12 protein-coding genes are annotated in these 17118 nt (G+C 73.0%); 6 read left to right on the top strand and 6 right to left on the bottom strand.

Translation table 11 applies throughout. The features are described 5' to 3' along the window. Positions 1-27: 27 nt before the first annotated feature. Positions 28-1527 carry a vanadium-dependent haloperoxidase gene (locus tag ACIQMJ_RS38260; protein WP_499765910.1) on the bottom strand — a complete coding sequence of 500 codons (1500 nt, stop codon included), beginning with the start codon at positions 1525-1527 and terminating at the stop codon, positions 28-30. A 469-nt stretch (positions 1528-1996) separates the two neighbouring features. On the opposite strand from ACIQMJ_RS38260, the gene ACIQMJ_RS38255 reads away from it, so the two are divergent. The 3 genes from ACIQMJ_RS38255 to ACIQMJ_RS38245 all read left to right on the top strand — a co-directional run bounded on the left by ACIQMJ_RS38255 (position 1997) and on the right by ACIQMJ_RS38245 (position 5553). After that, positions 1997-2848 carry a phosphate/phosphite/phosphonate ABC transporter substrate-binding protein gene (locus ACIQMJ_RS38255; RefSeq protein WP_499765909.1) on the top strand — a complete coding sequence of 284 codons (852 nt, stop codon included), beginning with the start codon at positions 1997-1999 and terminating at the stop codon, positions 2846-2848. Then, complete coding sequence (locus ACIQMJ_RS38250) at positions 2845-4050, top strand: ferritin-like domain-containing protein (protein ID WP_499765908.1); 1206 nt, start codon at positions 2845-2847, stop codon at positions 4048-4050. Before ACIQMJ_RS38255 ends, ACIQMJ_RS38250 begins: the two co-directional genes overlap by 4 nt. A 222-nt stretch (positions 4051-4272) precedes the next feature. Then, the gene (locus tag ACIQMJ_RS38245; RefSeq protein ID WP_499765907.1) at positions 4273-5553 is read left to right on the top strand and encodes an MFS transporter; all 1281 of its coding nucleotides are present in this window, start codon (positions 4273-4275) and stop codon (positions 5551-5553) included. Here ACIQMJ_RS38245 and ACIQMJ_RS38240 read toward each other — a convergent pair. The 5 genes from ACIQMJ_RS38240 to ACIQMJ_RS38220 form a co-directional block, all read right to left on the bottom strand. Then, positions 5550-6680: an acyl-CoA dehydrogenase family protein gene (locus tag ACIQMJ_RS38240; RefSeq protein ID WP_499765906.1), complete on the bottom strand. Its 1131-nt coding sequence runs from the start codon at positions 6678-6680 to the stop codon at positions 5550-5552. The two genes, ACIQMJ_RS38245 and ACIQMJ_RS38240, sit on opposite strands and share 4 nt — an antisense overlap. Positions 6681-6953: 273 nt before the next feature. Further along, complete coding sequence (locus ACIQMJ_RS38235; protein WP_499765905.1) at positions 6954-8111, bottom strand: NAD(P)/FAD-dependent oxidoreductase; 1158 nt, start codon at positions 8109-8111, stop codon at positions 6954-6956. A gap of 16 nt (positions 8112-8127) precedes the next feature. After that, positions 8128-8481, bottom strand: a complete 354-nt coding sequence (locus ACIQMJ_RS38230) for a DsrE/DsrF/TusD sulfur relay family protein (RefSeq protein WP_499765904.1) — start codon at positions 8479-8481, stop codon at positions 8128-8130. A gap of 126 nt (positions 8482-8607) precedes the next feature. Then, positions 8608-9612 carry a glycoside hydrolase family 10 protein gene (locus ACIQMJ_RS38225; protein ID WP_499765903.1) on the bottom strand — a complete coding sequence of 335 codons (1005 nt, stop codon included), beginning with the start codon at positions 9610-9612 and terminating at the stop codon, positions 8608-8610. A gap of 287 nt (positions 9613-9899) precedes the next feature. Continuing rightward, a complete protein-coding gene (locus ACIQMJ_RS38220) occupies positions 9900-11069 on the bottom strand; it encodes a M20 metallopeptidase family protein (RefSeq protein ID WP_499765902.1) in 1170 nt (389 codons plus the stop codon). Between the two features lie 100 nt (positions 11070-11169). Between ACIQMJ_RS38220 and ACIQMJ_RS38215 the strand changes: the two genes are divergently transcribed. The 3 genes from ACIQMJ_RS38215 (at position 11170) to ACIQMJ_RS38205 (ending at position 17101) form a co-directional block, all read left to right on the top strand. Continuing rightward, entirely contained in the window at positions 11170-12186 is a 1017-nt protein-coding gene (locus ACIQMJ_RS38215) for an Lrp/AsnC family transcriptional regulator (RefSeq protein ID WP_499765901.1), read from the top strand. A gap of 44 nt (positions 12187-12230) precedes the next feature. Continuing rightward, positions 12231-13232 (top strand): glycosyltransferase, encoded by a 1002-nt coding sequence (locus ACIQMJ_RS38210; RefSeq protein ID WP_499765900.1) that lies wholly within the window; start codon positions 12231-12233, stop codon positions 13230-13232. 92 nt (positions 13233-13324) lie between these two features. Further along, a complete protein-coding gene (locus ACIQMJ_RS38205) occupies positions 13325-17101 on the top strand; it encodes an nSTAND1 domain-containing NTPase (RefSeq protein WP_499765899.1) in 3777 nt (1258 codons plus the stop codon). Positions 17102-17118 lie beyond the last annotated feature (17 nt).

The raw sequence follows: 17118 nt of genomic DNA, 5'->3' as shown, positions 1-17118 counted from the left end.
CCGCCCGTCGGCGCCGGGTCGTGCGGGTCAGGGCGACGGGACGCCGTCGAAGAACCGCGCCGCCTTGGCCCACGCGTTGGCGCCGACCTGGCGGCCCAGGACGCGGCCGTTCTGGTTGGCGTCCTGGAAGTGGATGCCGCCGTAGAGCCGGGAGAGGCCGTTCTCCGCCTCGGCCTCGGTGAACGTCGACCAGCTGAGCGTGATGTCGTGCGCCGGCGTCCGGCCGGGTTCGACCTTCGACGACCCGGCCGGGTAGATCAGCGTCTCGCCGTAGGCGTCGCTGCCGGTGAAGCTCTTCAGCACCTCGGCGGCCGCGGCGCCGAACGTGCTGTGCCCGGAGACGAAGTCGCCGAACGAGGGCGTCATCAGGAAGTCCGGCTGGTAGGGCAGCCACGTGTCGCCGTTGATCAGCTGGGGCCCGGTGCCCGCGCGCGACCACGAGGGGATCTGCTTGTTCCGGTTCAGGTACCGGATCGCGGTGATCGGCCGGACCGAGTCGTACTCGTACTTGACGCCCCAGCACGCGATGCTGGCGTCGAAGATGGCGTTGGCGACGGCGAACAGCATCTTGGCGTCGTCGTCGACGGTGTGCGCGTCGCGCGTCGAGACGTACTGCCCCACGACCAGCCACCGGCCGGGCGGCCGGGGCGTGCCGGGGAAGTCGTCGGCCCAGTACTCGGAGATCACCTTGCGCCGGTCGTTGAGGTTCGCGCCGTAGTCGATGAGCTGCTGCGCCTGCTGCTCGAAGCGGACCGTGCCGTGGCGCGCCGGCTGCGCCAGCCCGGCGGTGAACTGGTTCCACGAGCTCATCGCGAACGGTGTCACGTGGCGCCACTGCGCTCCGACCCCGGCCTGGGTGACCACCTGGTCGCCGACCACGTAGCTGAGCGGCTGCCAGCGGCTGGGGTCCTTGAGGGTGTTCACCGCGAGGGGTTGGGCGATGTCCATCGGCAGGTTCACCGGCGCGTAGCCCGTGTAGTCCGAGTAGGGGCCCGGCGCGATGTCGCCCAGCTGGTTGGAGCCGTCGCGGTGCCGGTAGTCCAGCACCGCGTCGCACGCGCGCCTGCCGATCCAGGCCGGGATCGTGGTCGAGGTGAGCCGGTAGCCCAGGGCGGCCATCAGCGCGTCGAAGTCGGCCTTGTACTCCGGCCACAGGTCCAGCGCGGCGGTGTAGGCGGCGTAGCTGATCGCCTCGGCCTTGTTCGCCGCCGTCCGCTCGGCCGCCGGGCGGCGCAGCCCGTTGCCGAACATCGTCCCGGCGGCGCGCGAGTCGTAGGCGGCCCACGCGTCGTAGACGCACGTGTGCAGCACGGCGTAGGCGCGGGCCACCATCGGCGGACCCATGGTGGACTTGCTGATGGCCGACATCCCGGCGTTGCTCCACTGGAGGACGACGTTCGGCGGTTGGAGGGCCTGCGCGTTCGGTGGCGTGTCGGCGGCGGCGGGCGCCAGTGGCAGGCCCACGGCCAGCACGGCGGCCAACGCCACCGTCGTGGCGGGGCGCGATCTGCTCGGTCGGGATCTCATCTTCCGCTCCGGAGGTAGGCGGCTGGGGTGGTCGACGGGGTCGCGCGGGGGCCGTGGAGGCGCGAGGACGGACGACGAGCGTCGTCAAGTAGATATATGAAACGTAAGCAGCCTGTAAGTTGTAGCAGCGTGCGACGACGTGTCACAAGTTCGTGGAGTGCGCTTTCACGCGTACGGCCTAGCCGGAGTGTTCGGACAAGTACCAGGGGTGGTCGCGTGGTAGTGCTGGAGTCCCGCGCTGGTCGGCCACCGGGTGATCCGATCGAGGTTGCCCCAAGTGGCTAAGTGACTCTGAAGTGTGCCGGGTGACCCGATTGGCGGCCGGACGGCATTCGCGGCAATTGCCGACCCTGGACACGGTGAGGGCCCGTGGATATTCTGCCAATGATCCATTTATTGCTGGAACAGTGTTTGCCGGGCAATCGAGCGGCATCCCGTCGCCTTTGCCCCGACGGAGGAGATCGCCGCGATGACTCTGTTGATGGGCGCGGTCGCGTACGACCCGAAAGTCGTGACCATCTGGGGCGGGTTCCGCTCCTGGCTGACGGCGCGAGGGCTCCCGTTCGACTTCGTGCTCTACTCGCACTACGAACGCCAGGTCGAGGACCTGGTTTCCGGAAAGCTCCACGCCGCGTGGAATTCGCCCCTGGCGTGGTTACGGGCGCAACGGCTGGCCCGTTCGTCCGGCCGCGAGGTCCGCCCGCTCGTCATGAGGGACACCGACCGCGACCTGCACTCGGTCATCCTGGTGCGGGCGGATTCGGCGTTCGAGAAGGTGGCCGACCTCAAGGGCCGCACGGTGGCGCTGGGCGCGGTGGACTCGCCGCAGGCCACCCTCGTGCCGCGGTCGTTCCTGCGCGAGGCCGGCCTGACACCGGGCGAGGACGTGACCGTCGAGCGGTTCGACGTCGGCGTCGGCCTGCACGGCGACCACATCGGCGGCGAGCGGGACGCGGCACGGGCGCTGCTCGCGGGCGAGGTCGACGCGGCGGCCATCATCGACGTCAACCACCTCCAGTTCGGCCGGGAGGGCACGCTGCCGCCCGGCCGCACGCGGGTGCTCGCGCAGACCCCGGCCTACGACCACTGCAACATGAGCGTGGTCGACACCGCGCCGGCGGACCTCGTCGACAGGTTCGGCGAGCTGCTGCTGTCGATGTCCTACGCCGACCCCGAGGTCCGCCCCCTGCTCGACCTGGAGGGCCTGAAGATGTGGCAGGAGGGCCGCGCCACCGGCTACTCGCTGCTGGAGACCGCCGTGGACGAGGAGGGCTTCTACGACGCCCAAGGGCGCGTCACGGCGGAGGAGTACCGGCCATGACGACCCCACCCGGCATCGTCGACCTCGGGCACCTCGGCTTCGAGCGCGGCGCGCACCTGCTGGTGCAGCAGGGGCTGAAAGACCTCCGGCCGGGTCAGGAGCTCGGCGTCACGGGCGGCGACCCGGCGCTGGTCGTGCACCTGGAGGCGTGGTGCCGCCAGCACGGGCACCGCGTCCGGCACGCCCTGGACACCGATTTCGGCGTCCGGGCGTGGGTCGTGCGCGGTCAGGCGGACCTCGACCGCTGGGCGGGGGCGCGCCGGGCGGGCGGCCCCGGCCCGGACGGCATCGTGGAGCACCCGCCCTCGGACTGGGGGCTGGCCGCGCGCGGCGCGCTCATCGAGAGCGGGGGACCGCGCACGCCCTTCGACATCACCCACCGCGACCTGGTGTGGGCCGAGATCGCGCCGTCCCTCTACCGCCACGCGGCATCGGTGCAGTGGAACCCGGACACCGAGGTCGGGTGGGACGCCGACTTCACCCTGGCGCCCGAGATCGAGGCCGCGGTGGTGCAGGTGATGACCTACCTCATCGAGAACGAGCAGGCGGCGCTGGTCATCCCTGCCCAGCTGCTCGCCCGCGTCCACCCGCACTTCCGCGAGGTGCTGCAACTGCTCGCCGTGCAGGCGGCCGACGAGGCGCGCCACATGGAGGTGTTCACCCGCCGGGCGCTGCTGCGCGGCGGCGAGATGGGCACCTCGTCGGTCAGCGGCCGCGAGTCGCTGGCCACCCTGCTCGGCGAGGCCGACTTCTCCATGGCGTCGTTCCTGCTGTCGGTGCTCGGCGAGGGCAGCTTCCTGAACCTGCTGGAGTTCCTGGACAAGAACGCCCCGGACCCGGTCACGCGGCAGGTCACCCGCCTGGCCCGGCGGGACGAGGCGCGGCACGTCGCGTTCGGCGTCGCCCACCTCCAGTACCAGGCCGAACTGGACCCGTCGCTGCGCCCGCGCCTGCGGGCGGCCGTCGAACGCCGGTACAGCGCGCTCGTCGACACCTCCGGGTTGAACCAGGACGTGTTCGACTCGCTGGTGATCCTGGCGGCGGGCGAGTGGACGCCCCAGGCCATCGGCAAGGGGTACGACGCCGTGATGAAGCTGCAATCCGAAATGGACGACGGACGACAGCGGCGCCTGGTGCACCTCGGCTTCCCCGGTGACGAAGCCGCCGACCTGTCCGCTCTGCACACGCGCAACTTCATGTAGGACGGCGGGTGGCCCGGCCGCGGCCACCCGCCACGCTCGCGATCACCCGGTTGTCCACTCCTCTTTGGAATACGGTAGAACTTGGCCGAGCAGTGGCGCTCGCCCCACTGCCGGACGCGAGGAGGACGCCGTGGACGCGGCCGAGGTGGTTCCGCCCGTCGACGACCGGCCGGGTCCGGGAGACCGGCCGGCCGTCACCGCGCCCGCGCCGGAACCGGCCGCATGAGCCCGGCGGACCTCCGCCTCGGCATCCGCGCGAACCTCGCCCAGTTCACCCTGCTCGTCGCGGTCAACGCGCTGGTCGGCGGCGTGCTCGGGCAGGAGCGCACGGTGCTCTCGCCGCTGGCGGAGCAGACCTTCCACCTCACCGGCTACACGTTCCTGCTGACCTACGTGCTGGCGTTCGGGCTGACCAAGGCCGCGACCAACTACGTCGCGGGCACGTTCTCCGACCGGTACGGCCGCAAACCGGTGCTGCTGACCGGGTGGCTGTTCGCGATCCCGGTGCCGCTGCTGCTGATCTGGGCGCCCTCGTGGGGCTGGGTCGTGGCCGCCAACGTCCTGCTCGGCATCAACCAGGGTTTGACCTGGTCCACCACCGTGATCATGAAGATCGACCTGGCGGGCCCGTCGCGGCGCGGCCTCGCGATGGGGTTGAACGAGGCCGCCGGCTACCTGGCGGTCGCCGCCACGGCCGCAGCCACCGGCTACCTCGCCGCCCGCTACGGGCTGCGGCCCGCCCCGTTCCTGCTCGGGCTCTCCTACGCGGCGCTGGGGCTGGGCCTGTCGCTGGTCCTGGTGCGGGAGACCCGCGACCACGCCCGGCTGGAGGCGTCCCGGCACACGGCCCGCGCCGACGGCCGCCACGACCACCTGCACGCCGGGCTCACCGACCGGCAGGTCTTCGCCCACACCAGCCTGCGCGAGCCGGCGCTGTCGGCCACCAGCCAGGCCGGCCTGGTCAACAACCTCAACGACGGCCTGGCCTGGGGCCTGTTCCCGATCCTGTTCGCCACCGCCGGCCTGTCGGTCGCCCGGATCGGCGTGCTGACCGCCCTCTACCCGGCGGTGTGGGCGGTCGGACAACTCCTCACCGGTCCGCTGTCGGACCGGTGGGGCCGCAAGGGGCTGATCACCGCCGGGATGCTCACCCAGGCGGCGGCGCTGGCCCTGACGGCGGTCGCCGGCACGTTCGCCGCCTGGGCGGTCGCGGCCGTGCTGCTCGGCGCGGGCACGGCGATGGTCTACCCGACGTTGCTGGCCGCCATCGGGGACGTCGCGCACCCGTCCTGGCGGGCCCGCGCGGTCGGGGTGTACCGGCTCTGGCGTGACGGCGGGTTCGCCGTCGGGGCGCTCCTGTCGGGCGTGGTCGCCGACCTCGCGGGCGTGCGCGCCGCCGTCTGGGTGGTCGCCGCTATCACCGCCGCGTCCGGCGTGGTCGTCGCGGCGCGCATGTACGAGACCCACCCGCGCGACACGGGACGGCGGCGCTCGGCGTCCTAGTCGAACAGGGGCATGCCGCACAGTGCGCGGCCGAGGAAGTCGTGGATGGCGTCCGTGGTGGGCGCCATGACGGTCGCGGCACGGGCGTCGCGGACGTAGCGCTCCAGCCCGCCCTCCTTGCGGAACGCCGCACCGCCGCACACGCGCATGGCCAGGTCGGTGACGGCGATCGCGGCTTCCGACGCCGCCGCCTTGACCTCCAGCACCCGCAGCGTCGCGTCCTCCCGCCCGGTCTCGATCGCGTCCACCGTGTCGCGGAGCAGGGTGCGCGCCTGGTCGGCGAGCAACCGCATCTTCGCGATGTTGGCCCGGGTGACCGGCAGGTCGGCCAGGCGGCTGCCGAGGTGCTCCAGCCGCGCGGTCGTGACGTGCTCGACCGACTTCCCGATCGCGGACTCCATCAGCCCCAGCGAGACGGCCGCGCTCATGACCTGGAAGTGCGCGAGGACGACGCTCAGCATGATCCCGTCGCCCTTGCCGTCCTCGCCGAGCAGGGCCGCGCGGTCGACCGCGACGTCCGCGGCGGACACGGGCCGCGACGCGTTGCCGCGCAGGCCGAACCCGTCGAACGTCCCGCTGGAGTCCAGGCCCGCGGCCGTCGAGGGGACCAGCCACAGCGTGCTGGGCCCGTCGGCGGCCAGCGGCTTGCTCGACCAGACGTAGGAGTCCGCCTCGCCGGCCGAGGTCACCCAGCTCTTGCGGGCGTTGAGCAGCACGCGGTCGTCGGAGGTCTCGGTGGCGGTGGACAGGGGAGCCCAGAAGTGGCTGCGCGACCCGGTCTCGGAGAACGCGAGGGTGCTCAGGTGCTGACCCCGGGCGATGGCCTCGCGCGTCTCACGCGGGCCGAACGCCTCGATGACCGCCGTGGCCGCGTAGTGCATGCAGACGATCATCGCGGTGGAGCCGCACGCGCGGGCGAGGTGCTCGACCACCTCGGCGGCCGCGCGCAACCCTCCGCCTTGTCCGCCGACCTCGGTGGCGCTGATCAGCCCGAGCAACCCGGACTCGCCGAGGGCTTTCACACCGGCACGCGGAAATGTGCCGGTCGAGTCGACGTCGGCGGCATTGGGCGCGATCGTGTCCGCGATGATCGGGGTGAGGACGTCGAGGTGCGGACTGGGGGTCATGTGCGATACCTCCGCGATTTCCTGCTCTGAGGCGAAATTCGCGCGCGAGTCGACGCCGGCTCATATCCGCCGATGTGGTGAGGCCGTTTCGCAGTACTCGTAAAACATTATTCCATTGACCCCTGGAGTAGTATACGAGCAGTCAGATGCCGTGCAAGCGGCGGAACGGGTGAACGGCGAAGTGCGCTTTTGTAGTCCTCAGTGGACGGAGTGGAGCGACCCGAGGGGGGCGGTCGGGTCGGGAAGCCCGACCGCCCCCCTCGGTGCGGACGGTCAGCTCCACCGCTCCAACCACGCGCGTTCCTCGTCCTGCTTCTCCTGGTGGAACTCGGGCGAGGGGTCCATCAGGGTGACCGACGGCGCGGGCGGTGCCAGGAAGTTGCCCACGCCCTTGGCCGCCAGGTGCCCGCCGATCTCGACGTAGCACGAGCCGTTGCCCTCGAAGTACGGCTCGGGCGCGTCGTGGCCGAGGTGGCGTGCCACCCCGTTGGCCACGACCTCCGACTCTCCCTCGGCGAAGACCGCCGCCTTGGGCAGGGGCTTGCCGTTGGGCAGCGTCAGCGCGGAGCAGTCGCCCAGTGCCCAGACCCCGGGAACGGCGGACGCCAGCGTGCGGGGATCGACCGGTACCCACCCCATCGGTCCCAGCCCGGTGTCGCGCACCGGGGCCGGCGCCTGGTGCGGCGGCACCACGACGAGGAAGTCGAACGACTCCCGGGTGCCGTCGGCGAAGGCCAGCTGCTTGGCCGGCACGTCGACCAGGTCGAGGCTCTTGCCGGGGTGGAAGCCGATCCCGTGCTGGTCGAGCATCCCGACGAGCGCCCTGCCGACCTCCGGCCCGGCGACCGGCATGGGGAACGGGTCGGGGGTGAAGGCGTCGACGGTGACCGACCCGCGCACGCCCGCCTCGCCGAACAGGTCGGCGGCGAGCAGCGCGCCCTCGAACGGTGCGGCCGGGCACTTGAACGGCACGCCCGCGACCACGAACGCCACCCGGCCGGAGTCCACTTCGGACAGTTGCCGGTGCAGCCGCTCGGCCCCGTCGAGGGTGTAGAACCCGCCCGCGATCCCGACTTCCTCCGCCTCCCTCAGCCCGGGCACCCGGTCCGGGGCGAGCCCGGCCCCGAGCGCGATCACCAGCGCGTCGTAGGCGATCGAGCCGCCGTCGGTGTGCACGTGCCGGGTGCCGGTGTCGATCGAGCGGACCTCCGCGGTCCGCATGTCGATCCCGGCCAGCGGTTTGGGGCGCACGTGCACCTGCTCGGGGGTGCGCCACCCGCGCATCACCCACAGCAGCGACAACCCCAGCACTCCGTCGAACGAGCGGTCCACCAGCACGATCCGGTCGTGCTCGGGCAGCATCTCCCGCAGTCGGGTGGCGGTGGTGAGTCCTCCGACGCCCGCTCCGAGGACGACAACGGTCTTGGCCACGGTCTCGTTCCCCATCTCAGACGTTGATGACCTTGTCGGCCCACACGGTCCACTCGGCCAGCTCGGCCATGCCGGAGCGGTGGCTGCCCGGGACCAGCCGGTCCTCGGCGATGGCGCGGGCGTCCATGCAGGTGCCGCAGTTGCCCACCACGCCGCCCTTCTCGGTGAAGCCCTTGAGCATCTTGGCGAGGTTGTAGAAGCCGTTGGGGGTCTTCTGGCCGTCGGCCGTGGCGGCGACGGCGTCGGCGAACATGAAGACCTTGACCTCGTGGTTGCCGTCGGCGTCGATCAGCTGGCGCGCCCACCGGATGCCGTTGTAGGTGCGCTCGGTGCCGTAGGGCGGGTCGTGCAGGACGATCAAGAACCTCATCGGTGTCTCCTGGTGGTCGCCGAGCTCAGTCCACTAATCCACTGAACAATGGATTAGTATAGGATCGTCGACGACGGGCGCAAGCTCTGTCGGGAGCAACAGGAGGTGCCGACCGGCTCTACGGCGTCAGCGGCACGAGCCGGTGTTGAGAGCGTCCAGGACCGCCGTGTACGCGGGCTTCTTCGCGCCCGTGCCGTCGAACAGCAGCGGCGTGGCCGACGCGCGCCACGAGTCGCTGTCGCGGACCCCCCACACCGTGATGCCGGTGCACCGGCTCACCGCCAGGCACGCCTGCACGACGCGTCGGTAGCTCTCCGCCTGGGCCGCACCGGAACCCTCCACGTCCAACTCGGTCAACTGCACGTCCACGCCCAGGTCGGCGAAGTTGCGCAGCGTGGTGGCGAAGTCGGTCGGCACGGGGTGGTAGGTGCCGAAGTGGGACTGGAGGCCGACGCAGTCGATCGGCACGCCGCGGGACCTGAAGTCGCGCACCATGCGGTGGACGGCCTGCGTCTTGGCGTGCGCCCAGTTCTCCACGTTGTAGTCGTTGTAGCAGAGCTTCGCGGCGGGGTCGGCCGCGCGGGCGGCGCGGAAGGCCGCCTCGATCCAGTCGTCCCCGGTGCGCTGGAAGTTCGAGTCGCGGCGCGCTCCGGTCGTGCCGTCGGCGAACGCCTCGTTCACCACGTCCCAGGAGTGGATCCTGCCCTGGTAGTGGGACATCACCCCGGTCACGTGGTCGAGCATGGCCTGGCGCAGGGCCGAACCTCCCAGGCCGGCGAGCCAGGACGGCTGCCCGGAGTGCCAGAGCAACGTGTGGCCGCGCACCCGCTTGCCCTGCCGCACGGCGTGGTCCACCACCCGGTCGGCCGCGGTGAACGTGAAGCGGCCCTGCTGCGGTTCGGTGGCGTCGAGCTTCATCTCGTTCTCGGGCGTGACCACGGCGAACTCGCGATCGAGGATGCCCGCGTACGTCGGGTCGGACAGCTTGTGGCCCTGCACGCCCGCGCCGAAGTACCGGCCGCTGCGCTCGGCGGCCGAGGCGAGGGTGGTCGCACCGACCTCGGCGGCGGCCGGGCCGGCGGGGAGCAGGGTCGCCGCGATCAACGACGCGGTGATGAAGGACGTTGACAAGGGCTTTCGCACTTCGACGGTCCCCTTCCGAGGCGGTGGCGCTCCACCATGGGTGCGCGCCACCGCGTCGGGCAACGCTTATCGAACCTTTTCGCAACCACTGCGGCCATCCGTGAGCCGGTGGCGACCATTCGGCCGGACCGGTTCGGTCCACGCGGCGCAGCGCGTCGGCGAGGACGGCGGTGGCCGACCGCGTGAGCACCGCGATCCCGGACGCCGCCCGTCGACCAGCGCGACCTGGAGCCCGGTCGCGACGCGGTCGAGTGGACCGCCGTCCAGCGCGTATCTCACCGGGCGGTCCGGCGCAGCGCGAGTTCGGCGAGCACGGTCGCGCCGTCGGCCAGCAGCGCGTCGTCGAACCGCGCGAGAGGGGAGTGGTTGTCCGTGGTGCCGTCCCCCACGCCGAACGGGATGAACGCGCCCGGGACCCGGTGCAGGACGCGGGAGAAGTCCTCGCCTCCCGGCATCGGGTCGCGCAACGGGCGGAAGCGGCCGGCGAAGAGCCCGCTGATCGTGTCGGCGACGAACGCCGTCTCCTGCTCGTCGTTGACCGTCATCGGGTAGCCGTCGCGGTACTCGACCTGGGCGTGCAGGCCGTGCGCCCGGGCGATCGAGTGGGCCAGCGTGACCACCGCGTGCTCGACCCTGGCCTTGGCCGGCGCGGAGAACGTGCGCACGGTCGCCTCGAAGCGCGCGGTGTCGGGGATGACGTTGCGCTTGGTCCCGGCGTGGAACGACCCCACGGTCACCACCACCGGGTCGAAGATGTCGGACTGGCGGGTGACCGCGGTCTGCAACGCGGTGACGATCTCGCACGCCACCGGGATCGGGTCCTTCGCCCGGTGCGGACGGGCGCCGTGCCCGCCGGCGCCCACCACGGTCACCTCCAGCACGTCACTGGCCGCCATCGTGGTGCCCGGCCGGGCCGAGAACACGCCGTGCGGCACACCCGCGCCGAACACGTGCAACGCGTAGGCGGCGTCCGGCCGGCGGCCCGCCGCGTCCAGCACCCCCTCCGCGATCATCGCGGCCGACCCGTCCCAGCCCTCCTCGCCGGGCTGGAACATGAACACCACGTCGCCCGCCAGCTCGTCGCGCCGGGCGGCGAGCAGGTGCGCGGCCCCGACCAGCATCGCGGTGTGCATGTCATGGCCGCACGCGTGCATCGCACCGTCCACACGGGACGCGAAGTCCAGCCCGGTGCGCTCCTGGACCGGCAACGCGTCCATGTCGGCGCGCAGCAGCACCACCGGTCCCGGCCGCGCGCCGCGCAGCACGCCGGTCACCGAGGTCAGCGCCTCGCCCAGCGACAGCTCCAGCGGCAACCCGTCCAGCGCGGCGAGCACCTCGTCCCGCGTGCGCGGTAAGTCCAGGCCGATCTCGGGTTCGGCGTGCAGCCGTCGCCGCAGCCGCACCAGGTCGTCCTGAAGGGCGGTGGCGTCCTCGTGCACCGACATGGGTGATCACTCCTCGGGATCGTGGCGGGTACTTGCCGAGGATCACGTCGGGTGCCAAGATCGGCGCTCAAATTGGCAAAATCGCTCACCGGGACGGCCCTTGACGCAGGATTCGATCACACCCGACGAGACCGACCTCAGGCTCGTCCACGCCCTGCAGGCCGCGCCGCGGGCGACGTGGCACGAGGTCGGGCGCTCGCTGGGCATCGACCCGGTCACCGCGGCACGCCGGTGGCAGGGGCTCGTCGACGCGGGGCTCGCGCGCGTCACCGCGTACCCCGAGGTGCGGTCGTGGGCCCAGGACCACTGCAACGCGTTCATCGAGGTCGACCTCGAACCGACCGCCCGCCCGCACGCCGTGGAGGCGCTGTCCCGCATACCGCAGATCGTGTCGATCTCGGTCATCAGCAGCGGCCGGGACCTGTTCCTCACCGTGCTGACCCCCGACCTCGCCACCCTGTCGCACGTGGTGCTGCACCGGTTGCACGGGCTGCCCGGCCTGCGCCGGACGCGGACCCACGCCGTCACCACCGTCTACGGCGAGGGCAACCACTGGCGGCTCGGCGCGCTCGAACCCCAGCGGCGCGCGCGGGCCGTCGCAGCGGGCCGGCCGGCCGGTCGTGCCGTCTGGAAGCCGCACCACCGGGAGGTGCTGCGCGCGCTCGACGACGGGCGCAGGCCGGCGGCCGAGATCGCGTCGCGCACCGGCAGGAGCGGGTCCACCGTCCGCCGGTGGCTGGGCGAGATGGTCGACGGCCGGCTGCTGTCGCTGCGCTGCGAGGTCGCCCAACCGATCACCGGGTGGCCGATCGCGGCGACGTTCTGGGCCAGGGTGCCGCCGGACGAGCTGGACGGGACCGCGACCGCGTTGACCGAGCTGCCGGAGGTCCGGCTGTGCGCGGCCGTCACCGGGGCCGACAACCTGGTGATGACGTTGTGGCTGCGCTCGCTCGGCGACGTCCAACGCCTGGAAGCGGAACTGGCCCGGCGGCTGCCGGCGCTCACGCTCACCGACCGGGCCGTGACGCTGCGGGCGGTGAAGCGGATGGGGTGCCTGGTGGACGAAACGGGACGGATCACCGACGTGGTGCCCGTCGACCCGTGGGCGGCTCCGTGACAAAAGCGCCATCGAAGCCCCGACGGGAGGCGTAAATTCGCGCCATGCGCGTTCTTTTCGCCTCCCTCGCGTCGGTGGGGCACACCTATCCGATGGTCCCGCTCGCGATCGCCGCCCGCGAGGCCGGGCACGAAGTGCACTTCGCCGTCGGCGACGAGGTGCACGCGCCGTTGGCCGCGAACGGGCTGCGGCCGTTCCGCCCGGCCGACACGTTCTACGAGATGTACGCCGAGGACCTGGAGCCGGAGCTGGCGCGCCTGCGGCCGGACCTCGTGGTGCACGGGTGGGGAGTGCCGGGGGCGGCCGTCGCCGCGCGCCGGGCCGGCATCCCCGGTCTCTGGCACGGCTTCGGCCGGCTGTTCCCCGAAGGCATCGGCTTCGAGCGGCCGTCGCGGGCCGCGCCCGGTCGGCCGCACGTCGACATCTGCCCGCCGTCGTTGCAGGACAAGGACTTCCTGGCCGACGAGGAGCGCGTCGAGCTGCGCCCGGTCGCGTTCTCCGCGGGGCCCGCACTGCCCGCCCGGGACGTTCACCGCACGTCACAGCCCTTGGTCTACCTGACGCTCGGCACCGCGTTCGGCACACCGGAACTGCTGGCCACCGCCCTCGCCGGACTGTCGGCAGTGGACGCCCGGGTCGTCGTCGCCACCGGCCGCGTGCGGCCGGACCAGCTCGGCCCCGTGCCGGACAACGTGACCGTGCACTCGTGGGTGTCACAAGCCGACCTGCTGCCGCACGTGGACGTCGTCGTGCACCACGGCGGCAGCGGCACCACCCTGGGCGCGCTCGCCGTCGGCGCGCCGCAGTTGTTCCTGCCGCAGGGCGCGGACCAGTTCGCCAACGCCGAGGCCGTCACCGCCGCGGGGGCCGGGGCGCGGCTCCTGCCGGACGAGGTGAGCGCGGACGCCATCGCCGACCACGTCCGGACCTTGGTCCGGCCCGGCGGGCACACCGACGCGGCGCGCGCGATCGCCGAGGAAATCGACCGGATGCCCACTCCGGGTGAAGTCGCCCGCCGACTCCCGGAATACGCGGAACGCGCGTAAAAGGGCCCCTCGACCGAATCGCATTTTTGCGGATTGGCATACTCGCCGGCGTTCGCCGCTCTGGCCTTGGCGCACGGTGCAAGGGGAATGGTGTGGATTCGCGATTCGACGTCCACCAGCGGGCCGAGGCCGCCGAGGGCTCGGTGATCTTCCAGGCCGGCCAGGACCAGTACCTCGTCGGCCGGGACCTGCACCTGCACTACACCGACGGCGTGCACGGGGTGCGGCGGGTGGACTCCGACGCGGCCGGCGACGAGTGCCCGTACCCGGGCCTGGCCGCGTTCGGTCCCGGGCAGGGGCGGTGGTTCTTCGGCCGGGACCGGCTGGTCGCGGAGCTGCTCGGCAGGCTGGACGAACGGCTCCGCGAGGGCGGGCCGCTGGTGGTCGTCGCACCCTCGGGCGCGGGCAAGTCGTCGCTGCTGCGCGCCGGGCTGCTACCCGCGCTGGCGGCCGGCCGGCTGGAGGGCTCGCGGCACTGGCCGTGCCTGCTGTTCACGCCCACCGCGCGGCCGGCGCGGGTGCTGGCCGGGTACCTCGCGGCGGTCGTCGGCACCGAGCCCGACCAGGTGCGGACGACCGAGCCCGAGGCCGTCGTGGCGCTGACCCGCGAGGCGTTGGCGGACCGCGGCGGTGACGAGCCCGCCCGCCTGGTCGTGGTCGTCGACCAGCTCGAAGAGCTGTTCACGCTGTGCGACGACGAGCGCGAGCGCACCGACTTCCTCGACCTGCTGGCCCGCCTGGCCGCGTCCGGCCCGGACGGGCAGCCGCCGGCGGCGCTGGTCGTGTACGGGCTGCGGGCGGACTTCTACGCGTCCTGCGCCGACTACCCGCACCTGCGGTCGGCGTCGCAGGACCACCAGCTGTTCCTCGGGCCGATGTCCGGGACCGAGCTGCGCGAAGCGGTCCTGCTGCCCGCGCGGGCCGTCGGGCTCGACGTCGAGCCGGGCCTGGTCGAACTGCTCCTGGCCGACCTGGGCGTCACCACGCCGGACGACCCGGCCGCCGCAGGCCGCTACGAAGCGGGTCGGCTGCCGCTGCTCGCGCACGCGCTGCGCGCCACCTGGCAGCAGCGGCACGGCCACGCGCTGACCGTGGCCGGTTACCGCGCCACCGGCGGCATCCGGGAGGCCGTGGCCACCACCGCCGAGGGCGTCTTCACCGCCCTGGACGACACGGGCCGCGAGATCGCCGAGGCGCTGCTGCCCCGGCTGGTCGGCGTCGGCGACGGCGAGGTGGGCGACACCCGCCGTCGCGTGCCCCGGTCCGAGCTGTCCGCCCTGGGACGCGACCCGGACGCCGTGGCGGCCGTGGTGGACGCGTTCACCAGCAGCCGGCTGCTCACCCAGGACCAGGACACGGTCGAGATCACCCACGAGGCGCTGTTGCGCGCGTGGCCGCGCCTGCGGGACTGGGTCAACTCCGACCGGGCCGGCAACCTCGTCCGCCAGGAGCTGGAGCAGGCCGCCGCCGGCTGGGACCGGGACCACCGCGACCCGTCCCGGCTCTACCGCGGCGGCCGGCTGGAGACCGCCCGCGCGCTCGCGTCCACCCGCGACCTGCCGCCCACCGCGTCCGCGTTCCTCGCCGAGTCCGTCCGCCGGCACCACCGCCACGTCCAGGCCAGGCGGCACCGGTTCGCACTGCTGGCCGCGCTGGCGCTGATCGCCTCGGTGACGGCCGTGGTCGCGATCCGGCAGGGCGGCGCGGCGCGGGAGGCGCGCGACGCCGCCGTGGAGCACCGCAACACCGCCGTCTACAACCAGGTCACCGCGGAAGCCGACCACGTCGGCCGCACCGACGCGTCGCTGGCCGCGCAGCTCGACCTGGCCGCCTACCGGATGCGCCGGTCGCCCGACCAGGCCACCAAGCTGCTCGCCGCCGCGAACACCGTGCTCGCCACGTCGCTGCCGGTGGGCACGGACAACGTCCGGGCCGTGGCGTTCAGCCCCGACGGGCAGCTCATGGCCACCGGCGCGGAGAACCGCGAGGTGCGGCTGTGGCGCGTCACGGACCCGGCCCGCCCGACGCCGCTGGGCGCGACGCTGACGGACCTGACCGGCGTGGTCGTCTCGCTCGCGTTCAGCCCGGACGGGAAGGTGCTGGCGGGCACCGGCAACGGCGCGACGCAGCTGTGGGGCCTCGCCGACCCGGCCCACCCCGTCGCGCTGGGCCGGATGACCGGCCACATCAGCACCGTCTCGTCGGTGGCGTTCAGCCCGGACGGCCGCACGGCCGCCACCTCGGGCGAGGACAGCACGGTCCGGCTGTGGGACGTGACCGACCCCGCCGCGCCCGCGGCGATCGGCGCGCCGCTGACCGGCCACGCCGACAGCGTCTTCGAAGCGGTGTTCAGCCCCGACGGCCGGACCCTGGCCAGCGTGGACAACGACAACCACCTGCTGCTGTGGAACGTCGCCGACCCGGCGCGCCCCACGTCCCTCGCCGCACCCGAGGACGGCCACACCGGGCCCGTCCTGTCCGTGGCGTTCAGCCCGGACGGGCGCACGCTCGCCACGGGCAGCCAGGACCGCACGGTGCGGTTGTGGGACGTGGCCGACCCGGCGAAGCCCGCGCAGCTCGGCCAGCTCACCGGCCACACCAGCTACATCTGGTCGCTCGCGTTCAGCCCGGACGGCCGGACCCTGGCCAGCGCCGGCTACGACCACAAGGCGCTGCTGTGGAACGTGGCCGACCCGGCGCACCCGGCCCCGCTGGGCTGGTCGCTCACCGGCCACGCCGGTCCGGTGACGGCGGTGGCGTTCCGCCCGGACGGTCGCACGCTGGCCACCGGCAGCCACGACCGGACCGTGCGGCTGTGGGACGTCCCGCGCACCATGCTCACCGGGCACACCGGCAGCGTGGAGGCGGTGGCGCTCAGCCGTGACGGCCGGACGCTGGCCACCACCGGCGTCGACCGCGCGGTCCGGCTGTGGGACACCTCCGACCCGGCCTCGCCGAAGGCGTACGGCACGCCGCTGACCGGGTTCGGCGAGTCGGTGACCTCGCTGTCGTTCAGCCCGGACGGGCGCACCCTGGCCACCGGCAGCAAGGACCACCTCGTGCGGCTGTGGGACGTGGCCGACCCGGCGAAGCCCGCGCCGCTCGGCCAGCTCGCCGGGCACACCGGGTACGTGTGGACCGTGGCGTTCAGCCCGGACGGCCGGGTGCTGGCCAGCGGTGACGACAAGTCGGTCATCCGCCTGTGGAACGTCACCGACCGCACCAAGGCCGTGCAGCTCTCGGTGGCCACCGGGCACACCGGGCACGTGACCTCGGTGGCGTTCAGCCCCGACGGCCACACTCTCGCCAGCGGCAGCGGTGACACCAAGGTGCGGTTGTGGGACCTGGGGAACCTGCCGCCCACGCCGCGGGGCACGACGCTCGGCGGGCACTCCGGTCCGGTGTGGTCGGTGGCGTTCAGCCCGGACGGCCGCACCGTGGCCAGTGGCGCCGAGGACGGCGCGGTCCGGCTGTGGGACGTGGCCGACCCGGACGACTTCAAGGAAGCGGCTCCGGCTCTCAGCGCTCACACCGACACCGTGTACGCGGTCGCGTTCAGCCCCGACGGGCGCACGCTCGCCAGCGCCGGCAAGGACCGGTTGCTGCGGTTCTGGGACCTTGCGGACACGGCGAAGCCCAGGGCGGTCGGCCCCGCCGTGCCCGGCCACACCGACGCGGTGAACGCGGTCGTGTTCAGCCCGGACGGGCGCACCCTCGTCACCGGCAGCAGCGACCGCACGGCGAAGCTCTGGCCGCTCGACGTCGACCGGGCGATCGAGCGGATCTGCGCCACGTCGCGCAACGTGCTGACCGCCGAGCAGTGGGAGGAGCACGTGGGGCAACCGGACTTCGCACCGCCCTGCCCGTGACCCCGACCCCGTCAACC

Origin of the sequence: Actinosynnema sp. NPDC091369 (genome assembly GCF_044757065.1) — a bacterium.
In the GTDB taxonomy this organism is placed as follows: Bacteria; Actinomycetota; Actinomycetes; order Mycobacteriales; family Pseudonocardiaceae; genus Actinosynnema.
This window is presented reverse-complemented; position numbering and strand designations above follow the sequence as displayed.

Bases quoted from the DNA above. Each gene is read 5' to 3' on its own strand.
- ACIQMJ_RS38260 (WP_499765910.1), bottom strand. From the start codon at position 1,527: ATGAGATCCCGACCGAGCAGATCGCGCCCCGCCACGACGGTGGCGTTG.
- ACIQMJ_RS38255 (WP_499765909.1), top strand. From the start codon at position 1,997: ATGACTCTGTTGATGGGCGCGGTCGCGTACGACCCGAAAGTCGTGACC.
- ACIQMJ_RS38250 (WP_499765908.1), top strand. From the start codon at position 2,845: ATGACGACCCCACCCGGCATCGTCGACCTCGGGCACCTCGGCTTCGAG.
- ACIQMJ_RS38245 (WP_499765907.1), top strand. From the start codon at position 4,273: ATGAGCCCGGCGGACCTCCGCCTCGGCATCCGCGCGAACCTCGCCCAG.
- ACIQMJ_RS38240 (WP_499765906.1), bottom strand. From the start codon at position 6,680: ATGACCCCCAGTCCGCACCTCGACGTCCTCACCCCGATCATCGCGGAC.
- ACIQMJ_RS38230 (WP_499765904.1), bottom strand. From the start codon at position 8,481: ATGAGGTTCTTGATCGTCCTGCACGACCCGCCCTACGGCACCGAGCGC.
- ACIQMJ_RS38220 (WP_499765902.1), bottom strand. From the start codon at position 11,069: ATGTCGGTGCACGAGGACGCCACCGCCCTTCAGGACGACCTGGTGCGG.
- ACIQMJ_RS38210 (WP_499765900.1), top strand. From the start codon at position 12,231: ATGCGCGTTCTTTTCGCCTCCCTCGCGTCGGTGGGGCACACCTATCCG.